Raw genomic sequence first — 16617 nt, forward strand, 5'->3', positions numbered from 1 at the left:
GGAGCCTTATTCGTGTGCAGGTTCGGCCGGGATGACGCGCGACATCCGGAGCCACGATAGGAATTGTGCGGGCCAATCGGCCGTCGTGGAGCCGGGACGGCCCAGGCCAAATCCATGGCCGCCGCGCTCATAGAGATGGACTTCCAGCGGGCGTTTCGCCCCCCGCCAGGCGTCGAGCAGGCCGTATCCCCTCCCGCCGAAGGTCGCATCGTCCATCGCCGACGCGATAAACAAGGGAGGCGCGTCCGTCGGCGCCGGGATCGCCTCCAGCGGCCCATATATCGATGCGACGAAATCCGGGCGGGCGTCGGTGTTGGCGGCGGTTGCGACTTTCAAGGCGGTGATCGCGCCGGCCGAAAATCCAAGCATGCCGACCCGATGCGGATCTAGTCCCCATTCACGAGCGTGCGCTCGGATCGAGCGGATCGCGGCCTGTCCGTCCGAGACGGCTTCGGGATCGCTGTAGGCCATGTAGGCGCTCTCGCGGCTTGCGGCGTGCAGGTCCGCCATGATCTGTCCCATGAAGGCGACCCGGTCGGCGGGTGTCGGCTTGAGCCGGTATTTCAGCACGAATGCCGTCACGCCATGGTCTGCAAGATAATGCGCGACCCTGAGCCCTTCAGTGTCGATCGCCAGATAGCGGTAGCCGCCGCCCGGAAGGACGATGACCGCTGCGCCGGTCGCGCGACCGGGAGCTGGGAGAACCGGGGTGAGGGTGGGATCGCTGACGTTGCGGACACCGGGGCTGTCGAACACAGTCTCGGCGATCTCCGATGAGGAAGGCCCGGCCATGCGAGGCGGCTGCCCGTAGAGGTGGATCGAGCCATCTGGAGTCGCCGGTCCGCTCGGTGCCGCCTCGACGATAGGCGCCCCGCAAAATAGTCCCAGGAGGATCAGCAACAGGCTCACAGGCGGCGGCTTGATCCGCCTAAGGCCCCCCAGGCCAACTCGGAAATCGTGCCGATCGAGCCGATCCGTATCGTTGGCTCTGGAAACCGGGTTTGGGGTGCGGTGGCTGGGCCGGCGTGGCGATTCCAAGTTCATGTCGCACCGCATGAGGGCAATTTAGGATTGCTGCGGTATTTGGTTCTGTCGCGTGTGGAAAGAGCCGTTGAAGGGCTCGCGGAGGTCGCGCGGGCGATCCGCCAGCCCGGAGCCTCTCCGGCCTTAGCGCTTCCCAGGTTCCGACGAGGGCTCCCACAGGTCGGGCGTCGTTGCGGCTAGCGACTTACTGTCGGTCCAGCTCCGCGCGCCCGGCGCCGTCTTCTGTCCAAGCGTCGCCGCCGTGGCGAAGGCGATCATGCGGCCGAGGACGCGTTGCTGTTCCGCCTCGGGCCAGGTTTCGATCGGATGGGGCGCGCGCACCACCACCAACTCCTTCAGCCCGGTCGCGCGGTCATAGGCGACGACGGCGCCTTCCAGGCTCTCGGCGAAGTCCCACAGGCCCCGGCCGATGAACAGGGCCGGCCACTTGGGTACGCTGGCCAGGATCGCCGAGCTGGGGAAGAAGGCGATGTGGTTCTGCACCTCCGTGCCGCCTTCGAACAGGATGCGGTCGTCGTCCTCTTCGTCGGTGGGGTAGGTGATGTAGCCGGGGCCCGCGGTGTAGTCGGAAAGCTGCATAACGCCGACGAGGTTCTTCAGCCCCACGGGCGGTCCGCAGGCGACGGTCGGCATGTCGTATTCGCAGGTCTTGTCGAAGTTGCGCGCCATGGCGAAGCCGCTGGTCATGGTGCCGCGCGAACTGCCCATCAGCAGGACGGGCAGGCGCCCCGCGTCCACCCCCGTCATCACCGCCCTGGTCGCAGCGCGGCCCTCGAGCACCTGGCCCGTGGGCGTCGCCACCCGCACGCCGTCGCCGGTCTTGAGCTCGGTGATAACGCGGAGCACGTCTCGGGCCTGCTGCACGGTGTCGGTGTCGTCCACGCCGCTGGATAGTCCCACGCCACGCCGGTCGTAGCTCAACACGTCGAAGCCGGCCTGGTTCAGGATGTACATGAACCGGCGCCAGGCCCGTTGACCGGTCACGCCGCTGACAGCGCTCGGCAGCTTGTTCAGCACGCTGCGGCCCGTCTTGGGGTCCATGTGGTAGAGTTGGTTCGTCGGGTCCTCGATGGCCACGATCCGGCCGCCGCCACCGGCGCTCATGATGATCAGGGAGCGGACCTTGCGCCCCGCGCCGTCGTCCACCCCTTGGCCCCGCATATACCAGCCGCGCAGCTTGACCGGCGTATCCAGATGCAGCGTCAGCCGTTCATACGGATCGCGGTCGGTGGTGAACTCCACGACGAAGGTGTCCGCGTCGGCCTGCGCGATCGGCTCGCGCCAGGGCGCGGCGCCGAAGAAGGCCGGCCGTCGGATCGATGTTAGGTCGCCGGTCCCATCCGGGTTCACGCGACCGAGCAGGTAGAGCCCGTGCGGGTCGGTGGTGCGATGGTCCTTGTTCGGCGGCGCGCGGCCGGTGATGTGGGGCTCCAGCCGCGCGTCGCAGGCCGTATCCGCCTTGCAGACAGCCCAGGCCGCCCGCATCTTGGCGTCGGTGAATTCGTCGACGTAGTAGTCGCCCCGGTAGCCGGCTGGCGGCTTGGCCGTGGTGGCGGTGAAGGGCACGCACCGCCGCGCCCCGTCCGACGAGGCGATCAGGTAGCCGGGAAGCTCCGCATTCAGATTGTAGCCAACATGGGCCCTGCATTCCGCGGGCGCGATCGGGCTGGGCGTCGAGGGCGCGGCTTGAACGATTGCGGCCGCCCCGAGGGCTGAGGCGCAGGACGCCGCGAACAGCAGCGGTGATCGGAAGGTCTTGGGGCGAGGGCGGGCTTGGCGCATTGGACGATCATCCGCCTATAGGCTGACGCGAACCTGTCACCCCTTCGGTTTGCGTCCGATCAGAACGAACCCCGCCTAACCTTTCTGCGCCTAGGGCGACGGCGCCTGTGTGACGCCGGCCGTAGCCAGTTCGCGACGCGCGGCGTCCAGCTCCGGCTTCAGCGCCGGCGCGCGCAGCAGCTCCACCCCGATCGCTACGCCCATGGCCTGACCGGCGACCACGTCGCTACGGTAATGGGCGCCGCAGACCAGACGGTCGTGGGCGTAGTCGGCGGCCCGGGCCAGCACCGACTGGGCCTGCTCGGGCGCCAGGTCGGCCATCACCACGGCCAGGGTATAGCCCAGGGTCGAATGGCCGCTGGGATAGGCGGACTTGCCCTTGTCGCCGCCGTGCGGGCAACCGACGATGGCGGGGTCGGCGACCCAGGGCCGCGTGCGATGGAACTCGCTCTTGGCGCGCTTGGAGATCGCGGCCTGCTCGGCGCGGACGTCCTGCAGCAGGCGGGCGGTGGCGGGCAGCTTCGCCAGGTCGAACTTGGGGCCCATGGCGGAGGCGAAGGCGGTGGCGTCCTCATGCTCTGCGTTCCACTTGGCCCGCTCGAACTCGGCGGGCGTACGGGTCGCTTGAAGGCGGCGAAGCTCGGCCAGTTCTTCGGCCTGCGTCGCCGATCCGTCCACCGGGAAGGGCGGCAGCAGCCGCAGGGGGTCGATGGCGATCGGGTTCAGGATCTGCGGTCCAGCCGCGCCGCCGGCTGGTTTGGCTTGAACGACGCCGGCATGGGCGAGCAGGGCCAGCGCCAAGGCGCCGCCGAGAAGGCGGAGGGACATGGAAACTCCGAGAAGGAAGAGGGGGAGGGGCCGCGACATGGCCCCTCCGCAAGGTGTGCGCCCTTAGAGCGTGGCGCGCAGGGTGAACTGGACGCTGCGGCCCGGCTGGAAGAAATACTGGTCGTGGTTATTGAGCGGGCTGGGAGCCGGACCGCCGAACACCGCCGTGCCATCGTTCTGGGTGATGGCGGTGACGTTGGTGTTGTCGAACAGGTCGTAGATGCCGATCTGCGCCTTGATGCGACCGAAGTCGTAGCCAAGGATCAGGTTGGAGGTGTTGTAGGGGTTGATCTTGTAGTTGCTTGGCTCGCCGGCGATCGCCCACTGTGGGCCGATAAACTTGTTCAGCAGCGCGACGCTGACCTTGTTGTACTTGTAGATGCCGCCGATGGCGGCGACCCAGGTCGGGGCTTCGGCCACCTGCTTGTGGGTGCTGTCCTCGGCCGAGTTGGTCGAGCCGTTGGCGAATACGGCCAAGCCCGGATAGAGCGCGTAGGTCGCCTCGCCCTCGATCCCCTTGTAGATCGAGGTGCCCGGATCGTTGGCTTCCACCGGGTTGGAGTCGGAGCCGGTGACCTTCACGATCGCGTTTTTAAGCTCGATGTAATAGTAGTCGGCGTCGAAGGTAAATTTGTTAGTGTTGTACACCGAGCCGACTTGATAGTTGGTCGACGTCTGCGGCTTAAGTTCTGTGGCGCCGGGGGCGAGCACGTAGAAGATGCTCAGCGGCGGGGCCAGGAAGCCCTGGGCGTACTGGGCGTAGGCCGACCAGTTGTGAGCGATCAGGTAGTTGGCCGAGGCGAACGCCAGCGTCCGCTGGAAGGTCTCGGCGCTGACCGTGTCCTCGACCCGGGTCTTGGAGTTGACCGGCGAGTCGACCTTGCGGTCGAGGTTGAAGTACTTCACGCCCGGCGTGATGGTCAGCCCGGGGAACGGCTTGATGTCCACGTCCACGAAGGGCTCGTAGTGAATCCACTTCGAGCGCTCTTGGAACTGGATGTTGGCCGGCGGAGCGGGGCCGATGGCGGGCGCCTTCTCGATCGGGTTCGGCGCGTTGTCCAGGGTGCGGTCGAGGTCGAAGCGGTGGCGGTTGGTGACTGCGGTCTCGTACCAGAGGCCGGCGCGGACATCGACCATGCCCAGGTCTTCCTTCAGGCGCAGGATGTTGCCGAAGACCCTGTATTCGTTGAGCTTGTCATAGCCCAGCACATCCAGGTTGCCCTTGGGGGCGGCCTTGGAGCCGACGGCGTCGGTGGGAAAGGTTCCGGCCGCCACTTCCGCGGCGTCCTGGGTGGTGTCGGTGGCCGACAGGGTGTCGTTACGATAGGCGTAGGTGTAGACGCTGTCCTCGAAACTGAAGCCGGGGTCGTAATTGCCCTTCAAGCGCATGTATTCGAGGTCGGTCTCCTTGCTGACCGTGTTGTAGCCGTAATAGGTCGGCGAAGCCGGGTTGTTGGTCAGCGAGAAGTTCTTACCGTACTTCTGCTCCTGGGCCATGGTCACGCCGGGATTGTCCGGCTCGTTGTCGGTGCCGCTGTTGTGGGTGGCGAAGGCCGAGAAGGTCAGGTGCGAGTCGATCGGTGTTTCGATCTTCAGGAACTGATTGTACTCGTGGACGTGGTTGAAGCTCAGGGCGCCGCTGGAGTCCAGTTCCTGGAACCCGGCTGCGATGCGGGTGTCGTGGAGCTGGCTGATCTTGCCGCTTTGCAGGGTGGTGACGAAGTTGCTGGTGTCCCAGCTGCCGTAGGTGGCCTTCTGCTGCAGGTAGGCGTCGTCGGTCAGGGTGCGCGAGAACAGATTGATCGAACCGCCGTAGGTGGCCTGGCCGAGGTTGCCCGCATCGCCCGGACCGCGGTCGATCTGGACTGCGCCGAGGGTGGAGGCGGGGAAATAGGCGGTGGAGTGGTGGGTGGGGTCGTTGGTATCGGCGAAGGGGATGGCGTCGAAGGTGACGTTGTACTCGCCGTCCGTAAAGCCGCGCAGGGTCGGCTCGCTCTCGCCCAGGCCCGGCCCGTTCGAGGACGGGGCGGCGGTGACACCGGGCGCGAACATCACGATCTCGTTGTAGTCGCCGGTGTCGGGGACAGAGTCCTCGATGAAGGTCCGGTTGATCACCGAGGCCGGCTCGCGCGTCGTCAGGGGCGCGGTCGCAGGCGCCAGGGCGGCGGCGGTGCCGCGCGAGGCGGTGACCACCACGGTCTCCAGCTCGGGCGCATCCTTGGCGTAGGTGGTCGGGCCGGTGTCCGGGGCGGCGGTGGCGACAGGCGCCGCGGCGTCGGCGGCCCGGGCGGTGTTGGCTGCGCCTGCGAGAACGCCCGCTGCGGCCAGGGCGAACAGCGAGCCGGCGGTGGAGGCGCGGCCCGTAAGATGGCGAGAACGGCGTGACATGAGTGTATCCCCCGGAAGTTGGGCGGCTTTCACCCGATCCCTCCCCTCCGCGACAAGTGAAGGATAACCGTCAGTTTCTTGTCAGTTATATTACAGTGTCGGCTAAAGTGTTGCGGCGTCAGCGGAAATCGACGCAATGGAAGCGCGGGTAATCCGTGTCCGCCCTACATTGAGATATCTCAATGTTTGCTGTAGTTGCTTGGTTCGCCGAGACGGCCTATTCGGGACGATCCGGCGATCCACCTGGATTTTCCGTCATGACGGTGCAACCTTTTCGGGAAGACGCGTTTCAGGCCCTGCGGTTGCTCGTGATCGAGGACGAGGCCGAGGCCGCCGCGCGCATGGCGCGCGGGCTTGAGGACGCCGGTTGCGCCGTGGAGATCGCCCCCGATGGCGAAGACGGCCTGAGCCGCGCCTCCGCCGGCGGTTACGACGTGATCATCGTCGATCGCATGCTGCCGCGCCTGAACGGCCTGTCGGTGGTGCAAGCTTTGCGGGCCGGTGGGAGCCAGACCCCGGTGCTGTTCCTCACCGCCATGGGCTCGGTCTCCGACCGGGTGGCGGGTCTTGAGGGCGGCGGCGACGACTATCTGGTCAAGCCCTATTCCCAGGCCGAGCTGAACGCCCGGGTCAACGCCCTGGCCCGCCGCGCTGTCGCCCCCTTGCGCGAACGCACGGTGCTGAAGGCCGACGACCTGACGATGGACAGGTTGGAGCGCACCGTTCGGCGGGGGAACCGCGAGATCGATCTGCTGCCCCTGGAATTCAAGCTGCTGGAGTTCCTGCTGCTGAACGCCGGTCAGGTCGTCACCCGCACCATGCTGCTGGAGCGGGTCTGGGGCTTCCACTTCGATCCGCGCACCAATATCGTCGAGACCCACCTCAGCCGCCTACGTGGGAAGATCGAGACGGAGGGCTCCGCGCCTATGATCTCGACCATACGGGGAGCGGGCTACGTGATCGGCGCCGCATGACGCCGCCGCGCGGGATGTCGCTCCGCCCTCTGATGGCGCGCACCGGCGTGCGGCTGGCGCTGGTGAACGCCGCCGTGGTGCTGGCGGCCTTCATCCTGGCGGGATGCATGGCCCTGCTTTCGATCCAGCACCTGAGCCGGGAGAACATCCGCGACCACGTCTACGGAGAAGTCGTCTCGCTGGACGACGAATTCGTCCAGAAGGGCGCGGTCCACCTGCGCCACACCATCGCGAAGCGGGAGCGGCTGTGGCGCGGCTTCGACTATCGCCTCACCGATCCCCAGGGCGTCTATCGCGGCGGTCGCCTGCCGAGCGGGGTCGGCCCGGGCTGGACCGACCTGCGCGTCGGATCGCGCACCTTCCTGGTGTTCTCCAGGCGGTTGCCGGATGGCGGATTGCTGACGGTAGGCCAGGACCTGACGGCGGCGTCGGGTCAGATGGCCTCCACCGCGCGCAGCCTGCTGGTGTTCGGCGGTCTAGGCGTGGGGTTTTGCCTGCTGACCTCCTACCTGTTCAACCGCCAGGCCTGGAGGCGCATCGGCGCCATCGCCGACGCCGCGCGGCAGGTTGCGGACGGCCGGCTGGATGTTCGCGCGCCCGTGCGGCGAGGGCGTCGGCGCGACGATCTCGACGAATTGGGGCAGATGTTCAACGGCATGCTCGAGCGCATCGAGGTGCTGCTCGACCAGCTCCGACAGGTGTCGGTGGACATCGCCCATGACATGCGCACGCCGCTGACCCGCGTGCATCAGAAGCTCGAACGGGTACGGGCCGGCGCGGCGCGCGATCCCGCGCTGCTGGCCGAGATCCGGGGCGTCGAAGACGATATCGCCGAGGTGTTGCGGACCTTCGACGCCCTGCTGCAGCTATCGGAGATCGGCGGCCAGAGCGGCGGGCCGTCCGACCCTCGGATCGACCTGGGCGAGGTCGCCGAACGCGTGGCGGAAGCCTTTCGCCCGGATATCGAGGACAGTGGTCGGCGGCTGGAGGTGGATTGCGCCTCGGCCCATCTCCACGGCGACGGCCAGCTGCTGGCGCAGGTGGTGTCGAACCTGCTGGAGAATTCGCTGCGTCACACGCCGGTCGGCGCGCGCGTCCGGGTGGAGGTCCGCCACCAGCGGGGTCATGTGGCGCTGTGCGTCAGCGACGATGGCCCAGGCGTTGCGCTGGCGGACCGCGAGGCGGTGCTGAAACCCTTCGTCCGGTTGGAGCCGAGCCGGCACACGCCAGGCTCGGGTCTGGGTCTCTCGATCGTCTCGGCCATCGCCGCCCGGCACGGCGCCAGCCTGAGTCTCAATGACGCCCGGCCCGGCCTCGGCGTCGAGCTCGCCTTCCAGGTTCCGGACCTCGAGACCAGCCGCTAGGCGAGACAGCCCAATGGGACGTCCACCTCGGCGTCTAGCCGTTCGGGCGGCGCGCCGCTTCCTTGATCAGCTGGCGCGCGATGATGTTCGTCGGCTGAGAAAGCCTTGCGCGTTGAGGGTTTTGTCCTACCCATAGGCGAAGCAGGGCTAGGGCGTGACGGGTGCGGCGAACGGGCGACAAGGGTGGCGACGGCCGCTGGGCGTGCGCCCGGCCGCACACCTTGGCTCTGGGTCCGAGATGATGGCGAAGCCCGGGACGGATGCGACGCCCAGGGCGCGGCTATTCCTCGGGCACCCCCTTGGCCTTGGCTATCTGACTTTCGCCGACGCCTGGGAGCGCTTTTCCTTCTCCGGGATGCAGGCGCTGCTGGTGCTCTATATGGGGCAGCGGCTGCTCCTGCCCGGCCATGTGGAGCATGTCGCCGGCTTCGCGGCGTTTCGCGGTGCGGTGGAGCACCTGTATGGCCGTCACCTCTCGGTCGGCGCATTGGCCTCGGCCATCTTCGGTCTCTACTCCGGCGGCGTATACCTGACGCCGATCGCCGGCGGCCTGCTCGCCGACCGGGGGCTCGGGCGGACCCGCACGATCACGCGCGGCGCCTGCCTGCTCGTGGCCGGCCACTTTCTCATGGCCTTCGAAGCGCCGTTCCTGGTTGCTCTCGCCTGCCTGGTGATCGGTGTCGGGTGTTTCAAAGGCAATATGGCCACCCAGGTGGGAGAGCTCTATGCGCCGGGCGATCTGAGGCGCGCGGACGCCTTCCAGATCTACATGATCGGGATCAGCATGGCGGCGATCGTATCGCCCCTGGTCTGCGGCGCCCTGGGCCAGCGGGTCGCCTGGCATTGGGGCTTCGCCGCAGCGGGCGTGGGCATGCTGGTCGGGCTTGCCGTCTATCTCTCCGGAACGCGCCTATATCCGGAGGCTCGGCGCACGGGGAAGCGCGATGACGCGCCCCGGCCGAGGTTGGTGAAGGGGGAGGGGCTGACCATCGCCGTGTTGTTGGCGCTTTTGCCAGCGCTCGCCCTGTCCTCGGTCGGCAACCAGCAGATGTTCAACGCCTATCTGGTCTGGGGCGACGCGCACCTTAACCTTCGGGTATTCGGCCAGGCCCTGCCGGTGACATGGCTGATCTCGGCGGACGCCTTCATCGCCACGGGCGCGATGGCCTTCACGGTGATGTTCTGGCGTTGGTGGGCGATCCGACGCCGCGAGCCCGACGAGATCGTAAAGCTCGTGCTTGGCGTGGCCATCTCGGCGACGGCTCCGCTGATCCTGGCCCTGGCGAGCGCACACGAAGCCGTCAGCGGACGGCGGATCGGGCTAGCCTGGGCGTTGGCGTTCCATTTCGTCAACGAGGTCGGCGTGGCCAACGTCTTTCCCGTCGGCCTCGCCCTGTTCTCCCGCGCCTCGCCGAAGGCCGTGGGCGGGGTGATGATCGGCGTCTATTATTTGAGCCTGTTCGCCGCCAACATGCTGGTCGGCTGGCTGGGCGGGCTGCTGGAAACCATGACGCCGACCGCCTTCTGGCTGCTGCACTCAGGCCTGGTCGCCTCAGGCGGCGTCATGCTGCTGGGGCTGGCCCTGGCTTTCCGGCGCATCCTGACGCCGATGGTCGATCCGGAGGCGAGCGCCAAGGTTGCGCCGTCCCCTACAGCTCAGGCGAACCCGGCCATTTCGTGAGCCTGAGCCTCGAGGTCTTCAGTCCGCGATTGCAGGCGTTTTAGCTGCTGGTCTCAGCGGTGCGATGTGAAGCTCGCCGAAGCGACTGTCTTAATTCCCGGCGCGTTCGCAGCATGCGCCGCCAGCACCGTCGCTATGGCGATAACCGGAAGCACGAACGCGATCACATAGTCGCGGACTGTTTTCGAGCGGGAAGGCGACGTGAGCTTGAGCACGGGCGTTGCGGGTCCGGTCTGACGTAGCCCATGCATGCCCGTCGCCACGGCGGATGGCCAACCAGCTCTTCTGAAGGCGCTATTAGAAATGGCGTCACGCCGGGGGCGGCGGAACGGCTATTCCGCGCGCCAATTTATCGGCGTTTCCAGGGTGGTCGCGGGTCCGTACGGGCCGGGCGTCAGCTGGAGCAGCTTGGAGAACTTCAGGGTCGCGCCGCCAAAGCCGTAGCCCTTCGGGGTTTCCTCCAGGACGGTGCAATTGGTGAGCAGGCCCGAGGGCCGCACCCGGCACCTGATCCGCACCCGGCCGTCGATGTGGGCGGCCTTGGCCTTGCGCGGGAACAGCTTCGCGACCTGACCGCCGGTCGGCACCTTGAGCCAGGGCTTCTCCCCCACCGCGAGCGGCCGGTTGATCAGCGCATCGGGTGCGGGGGCGGGCGTGAGTCCTGGCGCCGGCCGATGGCGGGCCGCCGTCTGGCAGCCTCCCAACGCCAGGACCGTCGCACTCGCTAAAAGGACTGGGGATCGCATGGACCGATGGGGTTAGGCGCTCTTGGACTTGATGTAGCTGTCGATCACCCCGTCCAGGATGTCCAGCGGCACGCGGCCGTAGCTTAGCCCGGCCTCGTGGAAATCCTTGATGTCGTAGCGCGGTCCCAGGGTGTGCTCGGCGCGGGTGCGGGCGCGGGTCCACACCGTATGGCCGATCTTGTAGCTGCAGGCCTGGCCGGGCGTGGAGGTGTAACGCGCCACTTCGCGATCCGAACGGCCGGGGGAGTCGCCGTCGGTCTGCACGAAGTAGGCGATGGCCTGCTCGCGGCTCCAGCCCATGTGGTGGATGCCGGTGTCGACCACGCAGCGGCTGCAGCGGAACAGTTGCGCCTTCAGATAGCCGACCCGGCCGACCGGATCGTCCTTGTACATGCCCAGTTCGTCGGCGAGCTGCTCGGCGTACAGCGCCCAGCCTTCGGCGTAGCTGGAAAAGCCGCCGACCTTGCGGATCAGCGGCAGGTCCTTGTTAGACAGGGCCAGGCCGCCTTCGAGCTGGTGGCCCGGCAGGCCCTCGTGGAACACCGTGGTCGACAGGGCGAACCTCGGCCACTCGGCGGTGTCTTGCAGGTTGATGTAGACGAGGCCGGGCCGGGACCCGTCGATGGCCGGTCCCTGCGAGAAGGCCGAGGCGGCGCCGGCCTCGGTCTGGGGCGGCACGCGGCGCACCTCGAACCTATAGGGCGGCAGGCGCTTGAACGCGCGCGGCAGCTCCGGCGTGATCTCGGCCAGCCGCTTGTTGCCGTACGCGATGCAGGCGGCTTTGCCGGCGTCGGTGTTGGGATAGAGGTACTGCGGGTCCTTGTAGAGGGCCGATACGCGGTCGCCGACCGTGCCCTGGGTCAGGCCCTGGGTCTTCAGCACCTCGTCCATACGGGCGATGATTTCCTTGCCCTGCTCCAGGCCCAGCTTGTGCACTTCGTCGGGCGTCAGGTTGGTGGTGGTCGCTGCATGCAGGGCTGCGGCGTAGAAAGCCTCGCCGTCCTTCAACCGGCGCAGGCTGGCGTCGTGGCCGGCGCGGGCGCGGAACCTGCGCATCTCCGCGGTCTGGCGCTCCAGCGCCGGACTGATCTTCTCGGCGTAGATCTTGGCGGCGTCGGCGGCGTAGCGATCGGACAGGCCCTTGTCCTTGGCTCGTTTGGCGATCGAGGTGACCAGCAGCGACTGTTCGGGGGCGGTATGCATCGCCGCCATCTGGGTCAGGCTGATGTCGCAGATGAAGTCCGGCGGGATCACGCCCAGGCCCGCGTCATGGCGCATCTGCGCGGTCTGGTCGTCCAGTTGCACGGCGAAGGCGGCCATGCGCGAGAGGTAGGCGTCGGCGTCCTCAGTGCTCGTGATCTTGTGCTTGGTGTCCAGGAAATCCGGCACGCTTTGGTAGACGCCGGTGAGCTGGCTGACCACGTAGGGCGACGGCCCGAACGCCGCGCCGCCGAAGTCGAACGCCTGGACGCGCCGCGCGCTCTCGCGGGTGTAGACCACCACGTCGTAATTGATCCGGTCGGCCGGCGAGAGGCTCTCGCGCGGGAAGGCCTTGAGCCTGGCGAGTTGGGCGGCGGTAGACGCCTTGACGGCGGCCCGGCCGGTGACGCTCTCGTCGCGCAGCTTGCCGCGCAGGTCGGCGTTGGGGCCCTTGTCGAGGCCGAGTTGGGTGGCGCCCTCGGGGCTGAGGCGCAGGTCCTCCTGGAACAGCGCCTTGAACAGCTCGTCCAGCCTTGCGTGGGAATCGTTGTCCGCCTGCGCGAGCGCGGGGCCGGCCGTCAGCGCAGAGGCGGCGGCGGCCGTCGTGTAAAGGAAACGCCTACGATCCATCCGATCTTCCCCATCGACTCCGTCTAAGGACGGCGGAGTCCGCTACACTTCATCCGCGACGACTTCGAACTTCGTCAAGAGAGCGGCGCCAAAGCTGGTGCTGATGGCGACATCGGTGGCGTCTCGGCCGTAGCCTTGAAGGATGCGCCCAATACGTGGGCGGTTGTTGCGCGGATCGAAGATATACCAGCGACCGCCGATGAAGACCTCCATCCAGGCGGAGAAGTCCATGGGCGGGACCAGCGGAACACCGATGTCGCCGAGGTAGCCCGTGCAATAGCGCGCCGGGATGTTCATGCACCGGCATAGGGCGATGGCGAGGTGGGCGTAGTCGCGGCAGACGCCCAGGCGATCGACATGGGCGCTGTTGGCGGTGCGGTCCAGCCGGGCATGGTGATAGCCGAACTGAATCCGGTCGTTCACGTAGTCGACGATGGCCTGCACCCGCCGCCAACCGCCCTGCACACGGCCGAACTCCTGCCAGGCGACATCCATCAGGACGTCGGTTTCGCAATAGCGGCTCGCCAGCAGGAACAGCAGCGTGTCGTCCGGTAGATGCTCGATCCCGTGCTGCTCGGCGTCCAACACCACCACGTCCGGTTCGCCGGAATCCGAGATGGTGAAATCGGCGCTGAACCGGATCGGGCCGCCGGGAGCCAGCAGGCGATGACAGGTGTTGCCGAACTGATCGTGATAGACGCTGACCGGGACGTCCGGGGTCACGGCCATGATCTGGGGTGTGAGCAGGTCCGGCAGGCGCTCCGGGCGGATGCTCAGCACCAGGAGCATGGGCGTCGGGCCGAGGCAGTCGTAGCCGATGTCGTAGCCCGCGCGTATCTTCAAACTGGTCGATCCTGCCCGGCGCCGGCGGATGCTCGACCTGACAGTGAGAAGCCAAGCGGCTGCGGAAGGCAATGGGCGGCTCGATCAGGCCCCCGGTAAAACCCCGATTGCCCTGGGGCGGTGGTCTGCGCATGCCTGCAACGCCTGACCCCGGAGCAGATCCTGGGGTCCATCCAGAAGATCTATGCTCCCAGATCGGGCAGGAAGGCCTCGCACCCGGTATGGGTGGCGCCGGGCTCCGAACGCGTTCTCGTTTTCAGTGGGTCGAGCGTAAGAGACGCCATGAACGCGACGCGCGTTCAGCCATGGCGGCCATCCTGTCCCACCGGACGTCTGACGTCCTGGGTCCGTGTGTGCTCCAACACCACGCACAGAAGCATTCGGAGAGCCGTATTGAAACCGAATTGGCCCGTCTTGGCGCTCGCCGTCGGCGCATTCAGCATCGGCGTCACCGAATTCGCGCCCATGGGGCTTTTGCCGGTGATCGCCGACGGCCTGCACGTCTCGATCCCCACGGCAGGTATGTTGGTCACCGGCTATGCGCTGGGCGTGCTGGCCGGCGCGCCGCTGATGACTCTGCCGACCGGCGGTTTTGACCGCAAGCACCTATTGTTGGGGCTGATGGCGCTGTTCACCCTAGGCAGTTTCCTGTCGGCGGCAGCGCCCGGCTATGGCTGGCTGATGGCCTCGCGGCTGGTCACCTCGCTCTGCCATGGGGCCTTCTTCGGGGTCGGCTCGGTGGTGGCGACCAAGCTGGTCGGCAAGGGCAAGGAGGCCGGCGCGGTGGCGGCGGTGTTCAGCGGCCTGACCATCGCCAATATCGGTGGGGTGCCGCTGGCGACCTGGGTCGGCCAGCACATCGGCTGGCGCGCGGCGTTTGCGGGCATCGGTGGGCTGGGCGTGCTGACCCTGATCGCCTTGGCTGTGGCCCTGCCGCGCATGCCGAGCCACGAGAAGGTCGACATCGGCCGCGAGCTGCGCGTGCTCGGCCGTCCCGCGGTGCTGCTGGCGCTGGCGACCACGGCGCTGGGGTCGGCGGCCATGTTCACCGTCTTCACCTATATCGCGCCGATCCTGCAGCACGTGACCCATGCAAGCCCGACCTTGGTCACCGTCGCCCTGGTGGTCTACGGGATCGGGCTGACCATCGGCAACGCGCTGGGCGGCCGGTTCGCCGACAAGGCGCTGACGCCGACGCTGGTGGTGGTGCTTGCGGCCCTGACCGGCCTGCTGCTGCTGTTCGCGCTGACCATGCATTCCGTCATCCCGGCGATCGCCACGGTGTTCGCCTGGGGCGTGGCCACCTTCGCCCTGGTGCCGGCCTTGCAGGCGCGCGTGATGCAGGTGGCCCACGATGCGCCCAACCTGGCCTCTTCGATCAATATCGGGGCGTTCAACCTGGGCAATGCAGCCGGCGCGGCGCTCGGCGGCGGGGTGATCGCGCTCGGCCTGGCCTATCCGTGGGTCTCCGTCGCGGGGGCCGGCATGTCGGCGGCGGGCCTGCTGATGGTGCTCGTCGCCGGACGATCCGGCCGCAAGGGCTGACCCAGCCGCTCGGCGATATGCTCCGCCACCCTCAGCGCATTGGCGATGATGGTCAGGGTCGGGTTCACCGCCCCGATCGAGGGGAAGAAGGAGGCGTCGACCACGTAGAGGTTGTCCACCTCGTGGGTCCGGCAGTTCAGGTCCAGCACCGAGTTCTGCGGATCGGTCCCGAAGCGCAGGGTCCCGGCCTGGTGGGCGGTGCCGCCGATGGGGATGTCCTTGCCCAGATAGAGCGAGCGCGACAGCAGGTGCGGATGGGCGTCGACCGCCGACAGCAGCCCCTCCAGCTTATGGCGCAGCCGCCGGTGCGCCTCGTCGCCGGTCGGCTTCATGTCGAGCATCACCCGCCCGTCATGGCCCAGCGTGATCCGGTTGCTCGCCAGCGGCAGGTCCTCGGTCATCACCCAGAAGTCCAGCGAATGGCGCGCCAGTTCGTCGAACGGCTTTTCCGGGAAGAACGACAGGAACGGGGGCAGGGCTTCGCCGCGCACCTGCTCCCCGTGCGACTTGCCGATCATCTGGATGCAGCCCATCGGGAATTGGTAGTCCTCGGCCCCGAAGTAGAAGTCGCAGAGCGACAGGGTCTTCTGGAAAACCGTGTCGTTGGGCTCGCGGGAGATGGCCATGAAGGCGGAGTTGTTGTGGCGCATGTAGTTGCGCCCCACCTGGTCCGAACCGTTGGCCAGCCCGTTCGGATGCGCCTCGCTGGCCGACCGGAACATCAGCAGGGCCGACGACAGCGCTCCGCAGGCGGAGACCACGATGTCCGCGCTATAAATCTCCGAAGCGCCGTTGCGGGTCACGTGCACGGCGGTGACCGTGCGGCCAGAGGCGTCGGTCTCCAGCCGCTCGACATAGGCGCCGGTCAGCAGGGTCACGTTGGAATGCTGGATCGCCGGGTCGACGCAGATGATCTGGGCGTCGGCCTTGCCGTTGGTCAGGCAGGGGAAGCCGTCGAAGGCGTCGCAGCGCACGCAGGCGCTATGGGGCGAGACCTTGCCGTCGACCTCGTCCAGCAGGATCGCCAGCGGCTGGGGATAGGGGTGGTGTCCGGCCTTCTCCAGGGCGTCGTTCAGGGCCTGGATGCGCGGCTCGTGACGAACGGGCGGATGGGGGTAGGGCGCGCTGGCCCAGGGCTCGGTGGGATCGGCGCCGCGCAGGCCGTGGACGTGGAAGAGCTGTTCGGCGCGGGTGTAATAGGGCTCGAACACGTCGTAGCCCAGCGGCCACGCCGGCGAGACGCCGTCCTGGTGGACCAGTTCGCCGAAGTCCTGCTCGCGCAGGCGGAACAGGGCGCCGCCATACACCTTGGTGTTGCCGCCCACCACATAGTGCAGGCCGGGATGGAAGGCGTGGCCGGTCCCATCGTACCAGGTGTCCTTGGCCTGGTACTTGCCGTCGACGAACACGGCCTTGGAGTCCCAGTTGTCCCGCTCTCGCTTGAGGTAGTCGCCGCGCTCCAGCAGCAGGATGCGCTTGCCTGTCCGCGCCAACTCCAGCGCCAGGGTTCCACCGCCGGCGCCCGATCCGATGATGATGAGATCGTAGCGGCCGTCGACCATGGCGCATCCCCTTGTGACGCCGCGCGTTCA

At 67.5% G+C, this 16617-nt stretch carries 12 protein-coding genes; 4 read left to right on the forward strand and 8 right to left on the reverse strand.

Features of this window, described 5'->3' with window-relative positions:
- Nucleotides 1–6: 6 nt before the first annotated feature.
- From GSQ87_RS00390 to GSQ87_RS00405, 4 genes are all read right to left on the reverse strand, one after another.
- Nucleotides 7–792 (reverse strand): alpha/beta hydrolase, encoded by a 786-nt coding sequence (locus GSQ87_RS00390; RefSeq protein WP_216838857.1) that lies wholly within the window; start codon nucleotides 790–792, stop codon nucleotides 7–9.
- 375 nt (nucleotides 793–1167) lie between these two features.
- On the reverse strand, nucleotides 1168–2826 hold the full coding sequence (locus GSQ87_RS00395; RefSeq protein ID WP_158912590.1) for a hypothetical protein: 1659 nt from the start codon (nucleotides 2824–2826) through the stop codon (nucleotides 1168–1170).
- A gap of 90 nt (nucleotides 2827–2916) precedes the next feature.
- The gene (locus GSQ87_RS00400) at nucleotides 2917–3654 is read right to left on the reverse strand and encodes a phosphatase PAP2 family protein (protein ID WP_158912591.1); all 738 of its coding nucleotides are present in this window, start codon (nucleotides 3652–3654) and stop codon (nucleotides 2917–2919) included.
- A gap of 63 nt (nucleotides 3655–3717) precedes the next feature.
- A complete protein-coding gene (locus GSQ87_RS00405) occupies nucleotides 3718–6042 on the reverse strand; it encodes a TonB-dependent receptor (protein ID WP_158912592.1) in 2325 nt (774 codons plus the stop codon).
- 296 nt (nucleotides 6043–6338) lie between these two features.
- On the opposite strand from GSQ87_RS00405, the gene GSQ87_RS00410 reads away from it, so the two are divergent.
- From GSQ87_RS00410 to GSQ87_RS00420, 3 genes are all read left to right on the forward strand, one after another.
- On the forward strand, nucleotides 6339–7016 hold the full coding sequence (locus tag GSQ87_RS00410) for a response regulator transcription factor (protein ID WP_158912704.1): 678 nt from the start codon (nucleotides 6339–6341) through the stop codon (nucleotides 7014–7016).
- 14 nt (nucleotides 7017–7030) lie between these two features.
- Complete coding sequence (locus GSQ87_RS00415) at nucleotides 7031–8380, forward strand: HAMP domain-containing sensor histidine kinase (protein ID WP_158912593.1); 1350 nt, start codon at nucleotides 7031–7033, stop codon at nucleotides 8378–8380.
- A 238-nt stretch (nucleotides 8381–8618) separates the two neighbouring features.
- Nucleotides 8619–10061, forward strand: coding sequence for a peptide MFS transporter (locus tag GSQ87_RS00420; RefSeq protein ID WP_216838859.1), 1443 nt, complete (start codon nucleotides 8619–8621; stop codon nucleotides 10059–10061).
- 332 nt (nucleotides 10062–10393) lie between these two features.
- On the opposite strand, the gene GSQ87_RS00425 is transcribed toward GSQ87_RS00420, so the two are convergent.
- From GSQ87_RS00425 to GSQ87_RS00435, 3 genes are read right to left on the reverse strand one after another with little or no spacing between them, the layout of a single operon-like run.
- Nucleotides 10394–10807 (reverse strand): TonB family protein, encoded by a 414-nt coding sequence (locus tag GSQ87_RS00425; protein WP_158912594.1) that lies wholly within the window; start codon nucleotides 10805–10807, stop codon nucleotides 10394–10396.
- Nucleotides 10808–10819: 12 nt separating this feature from the next.
- Entirely contained in the window at nucleotides 10820–12637 is a 1818-nt protein-coding gene (locus GSQ87_RS00430) for a DUF885 family protein (RefSeq protein ID WP_158912595.1), read from the reverse strand.
- 42 nt (nucleotides 12638–12679) lie between these two features.
- Nucleotides 12680–13480 (reverse strand): transglutaminase family protein, encoded by an 801-nt coding sequence (locus GSQ87_RS00435; RefSeq protein ID WP_158912596.1) that lies wholly within the window; start codon nucleotides 13478–13480, stop codon nucleotides 12680–12682.
- Nucleotides 13481–13873: 393 nt separating this feature from the next.
- Here GSQ87_RS00435 and GSQ87_RS00440 point away from each other — a divergent pair, with 393 nt between their 5' ends.
- Entirely contained in the window at nucleotides 13874–15025 is a 1152-nt protein-coding gene (locus GSQ87_RS00440) for an MFS transporter (protein ID WP_158912597.1), read from the forward strand.
- Here the strand turns inward: GSQ87_RS00440 and GSQ87_RS00445 are convergent.
- On the reverse strand, nucleotides 14935–16587 hold the full coding sequence (locus GSQ87_RS00445) for a GMC oxidoreductase (protein ID WP_158912598.1): 1653 nt from the start codon (nucleotides 16585–16587) through the stop codon (nucleotides 14935–14937). The genes GSQ87_RS00440 and GSQ87_RS00445 overlap by 91 nt on opposite strands.
- Between the last annotated feature and the right edge of the window lie 30 nt (nucleotides 16588–16617).

The organism is Caulobacter sp. S45 (genome assembly GCF_009765965.1).
Taxonomy (GTDB): domain Bacteria; phylum Pseudomonadota; class Alphaproteobacteria; order Caulobacterales; family Caulobacteraceae; genus CAHJWH01.

Bases quoted from the DNA above. Each gene is read 5' to 3' on its own strand.
- GSQ87_RS00425 (WP_158912594.1), bottom strand. From the start codon at position 10,807: ATGCGATCCCCAGTCCTTTTAGCGAGTGCGACGGTCCTGGCGTTGGGA.
- GSQ87_RS00445 (WP_158912598.1), bottom strand. From the start codon at position 16,587: ATGGTCGACGGCCGCTACGATCTCATCATCATCGGATCGGGCGCCGGC.
- GSQ87_RS00400 (WP_158912591.1), bottom strand. From the start codon at position 3,654: ATGTCCCTCCGCCTTCTCGGCGGCGCCTTGGCGCTGGCCCTGCTCGCC.
- GSQ87_RS00390 (WP_216838857.1), bottom strand. From the start codon at position 792: ATGGCCGGGCCTTCCTCATCGGAGATCGCCGAGACTGTGTTCGACAGC.
- GSQ87_RS00395 (WP_158912590.1), bottom strand. From the start codon at position 2,826: ATGCGCCAAGCCCGCCCTCGCCCCAAGACCTTCCGATCACCGCTGCTG.
- GSQ87_RS00420 (WP_216838859.1), top strand. From the start codon at position 8,619: ATGATGGCGAAGCCCGGGACGGATGCGACGCCCAGGGCGCGGCTATTC.
- GSQ87_RS00415 (WP_158912593.1), top strand. From the start codon at position 7,031: ATGTCGCTCCGCCCTCTGATGGCGCGCACCGGCGTGCGGCTGGCGCTG.
- GSQ87_RS00405 (WP_158912592.1), bottom strand. From the start codon at position 6,042: ATGTCACGCCGTTCTCGCCATCTTACGGGCCGCGCCTCCACCGCCGGC.
- GSQ87_RS00430 (WP_158912595.1), bottom strand. From the start codon at position 12,637: ATGGATCGTAGGCGTTTCCTTTACACGACGGCCGCCGCCGCCTCTGCG.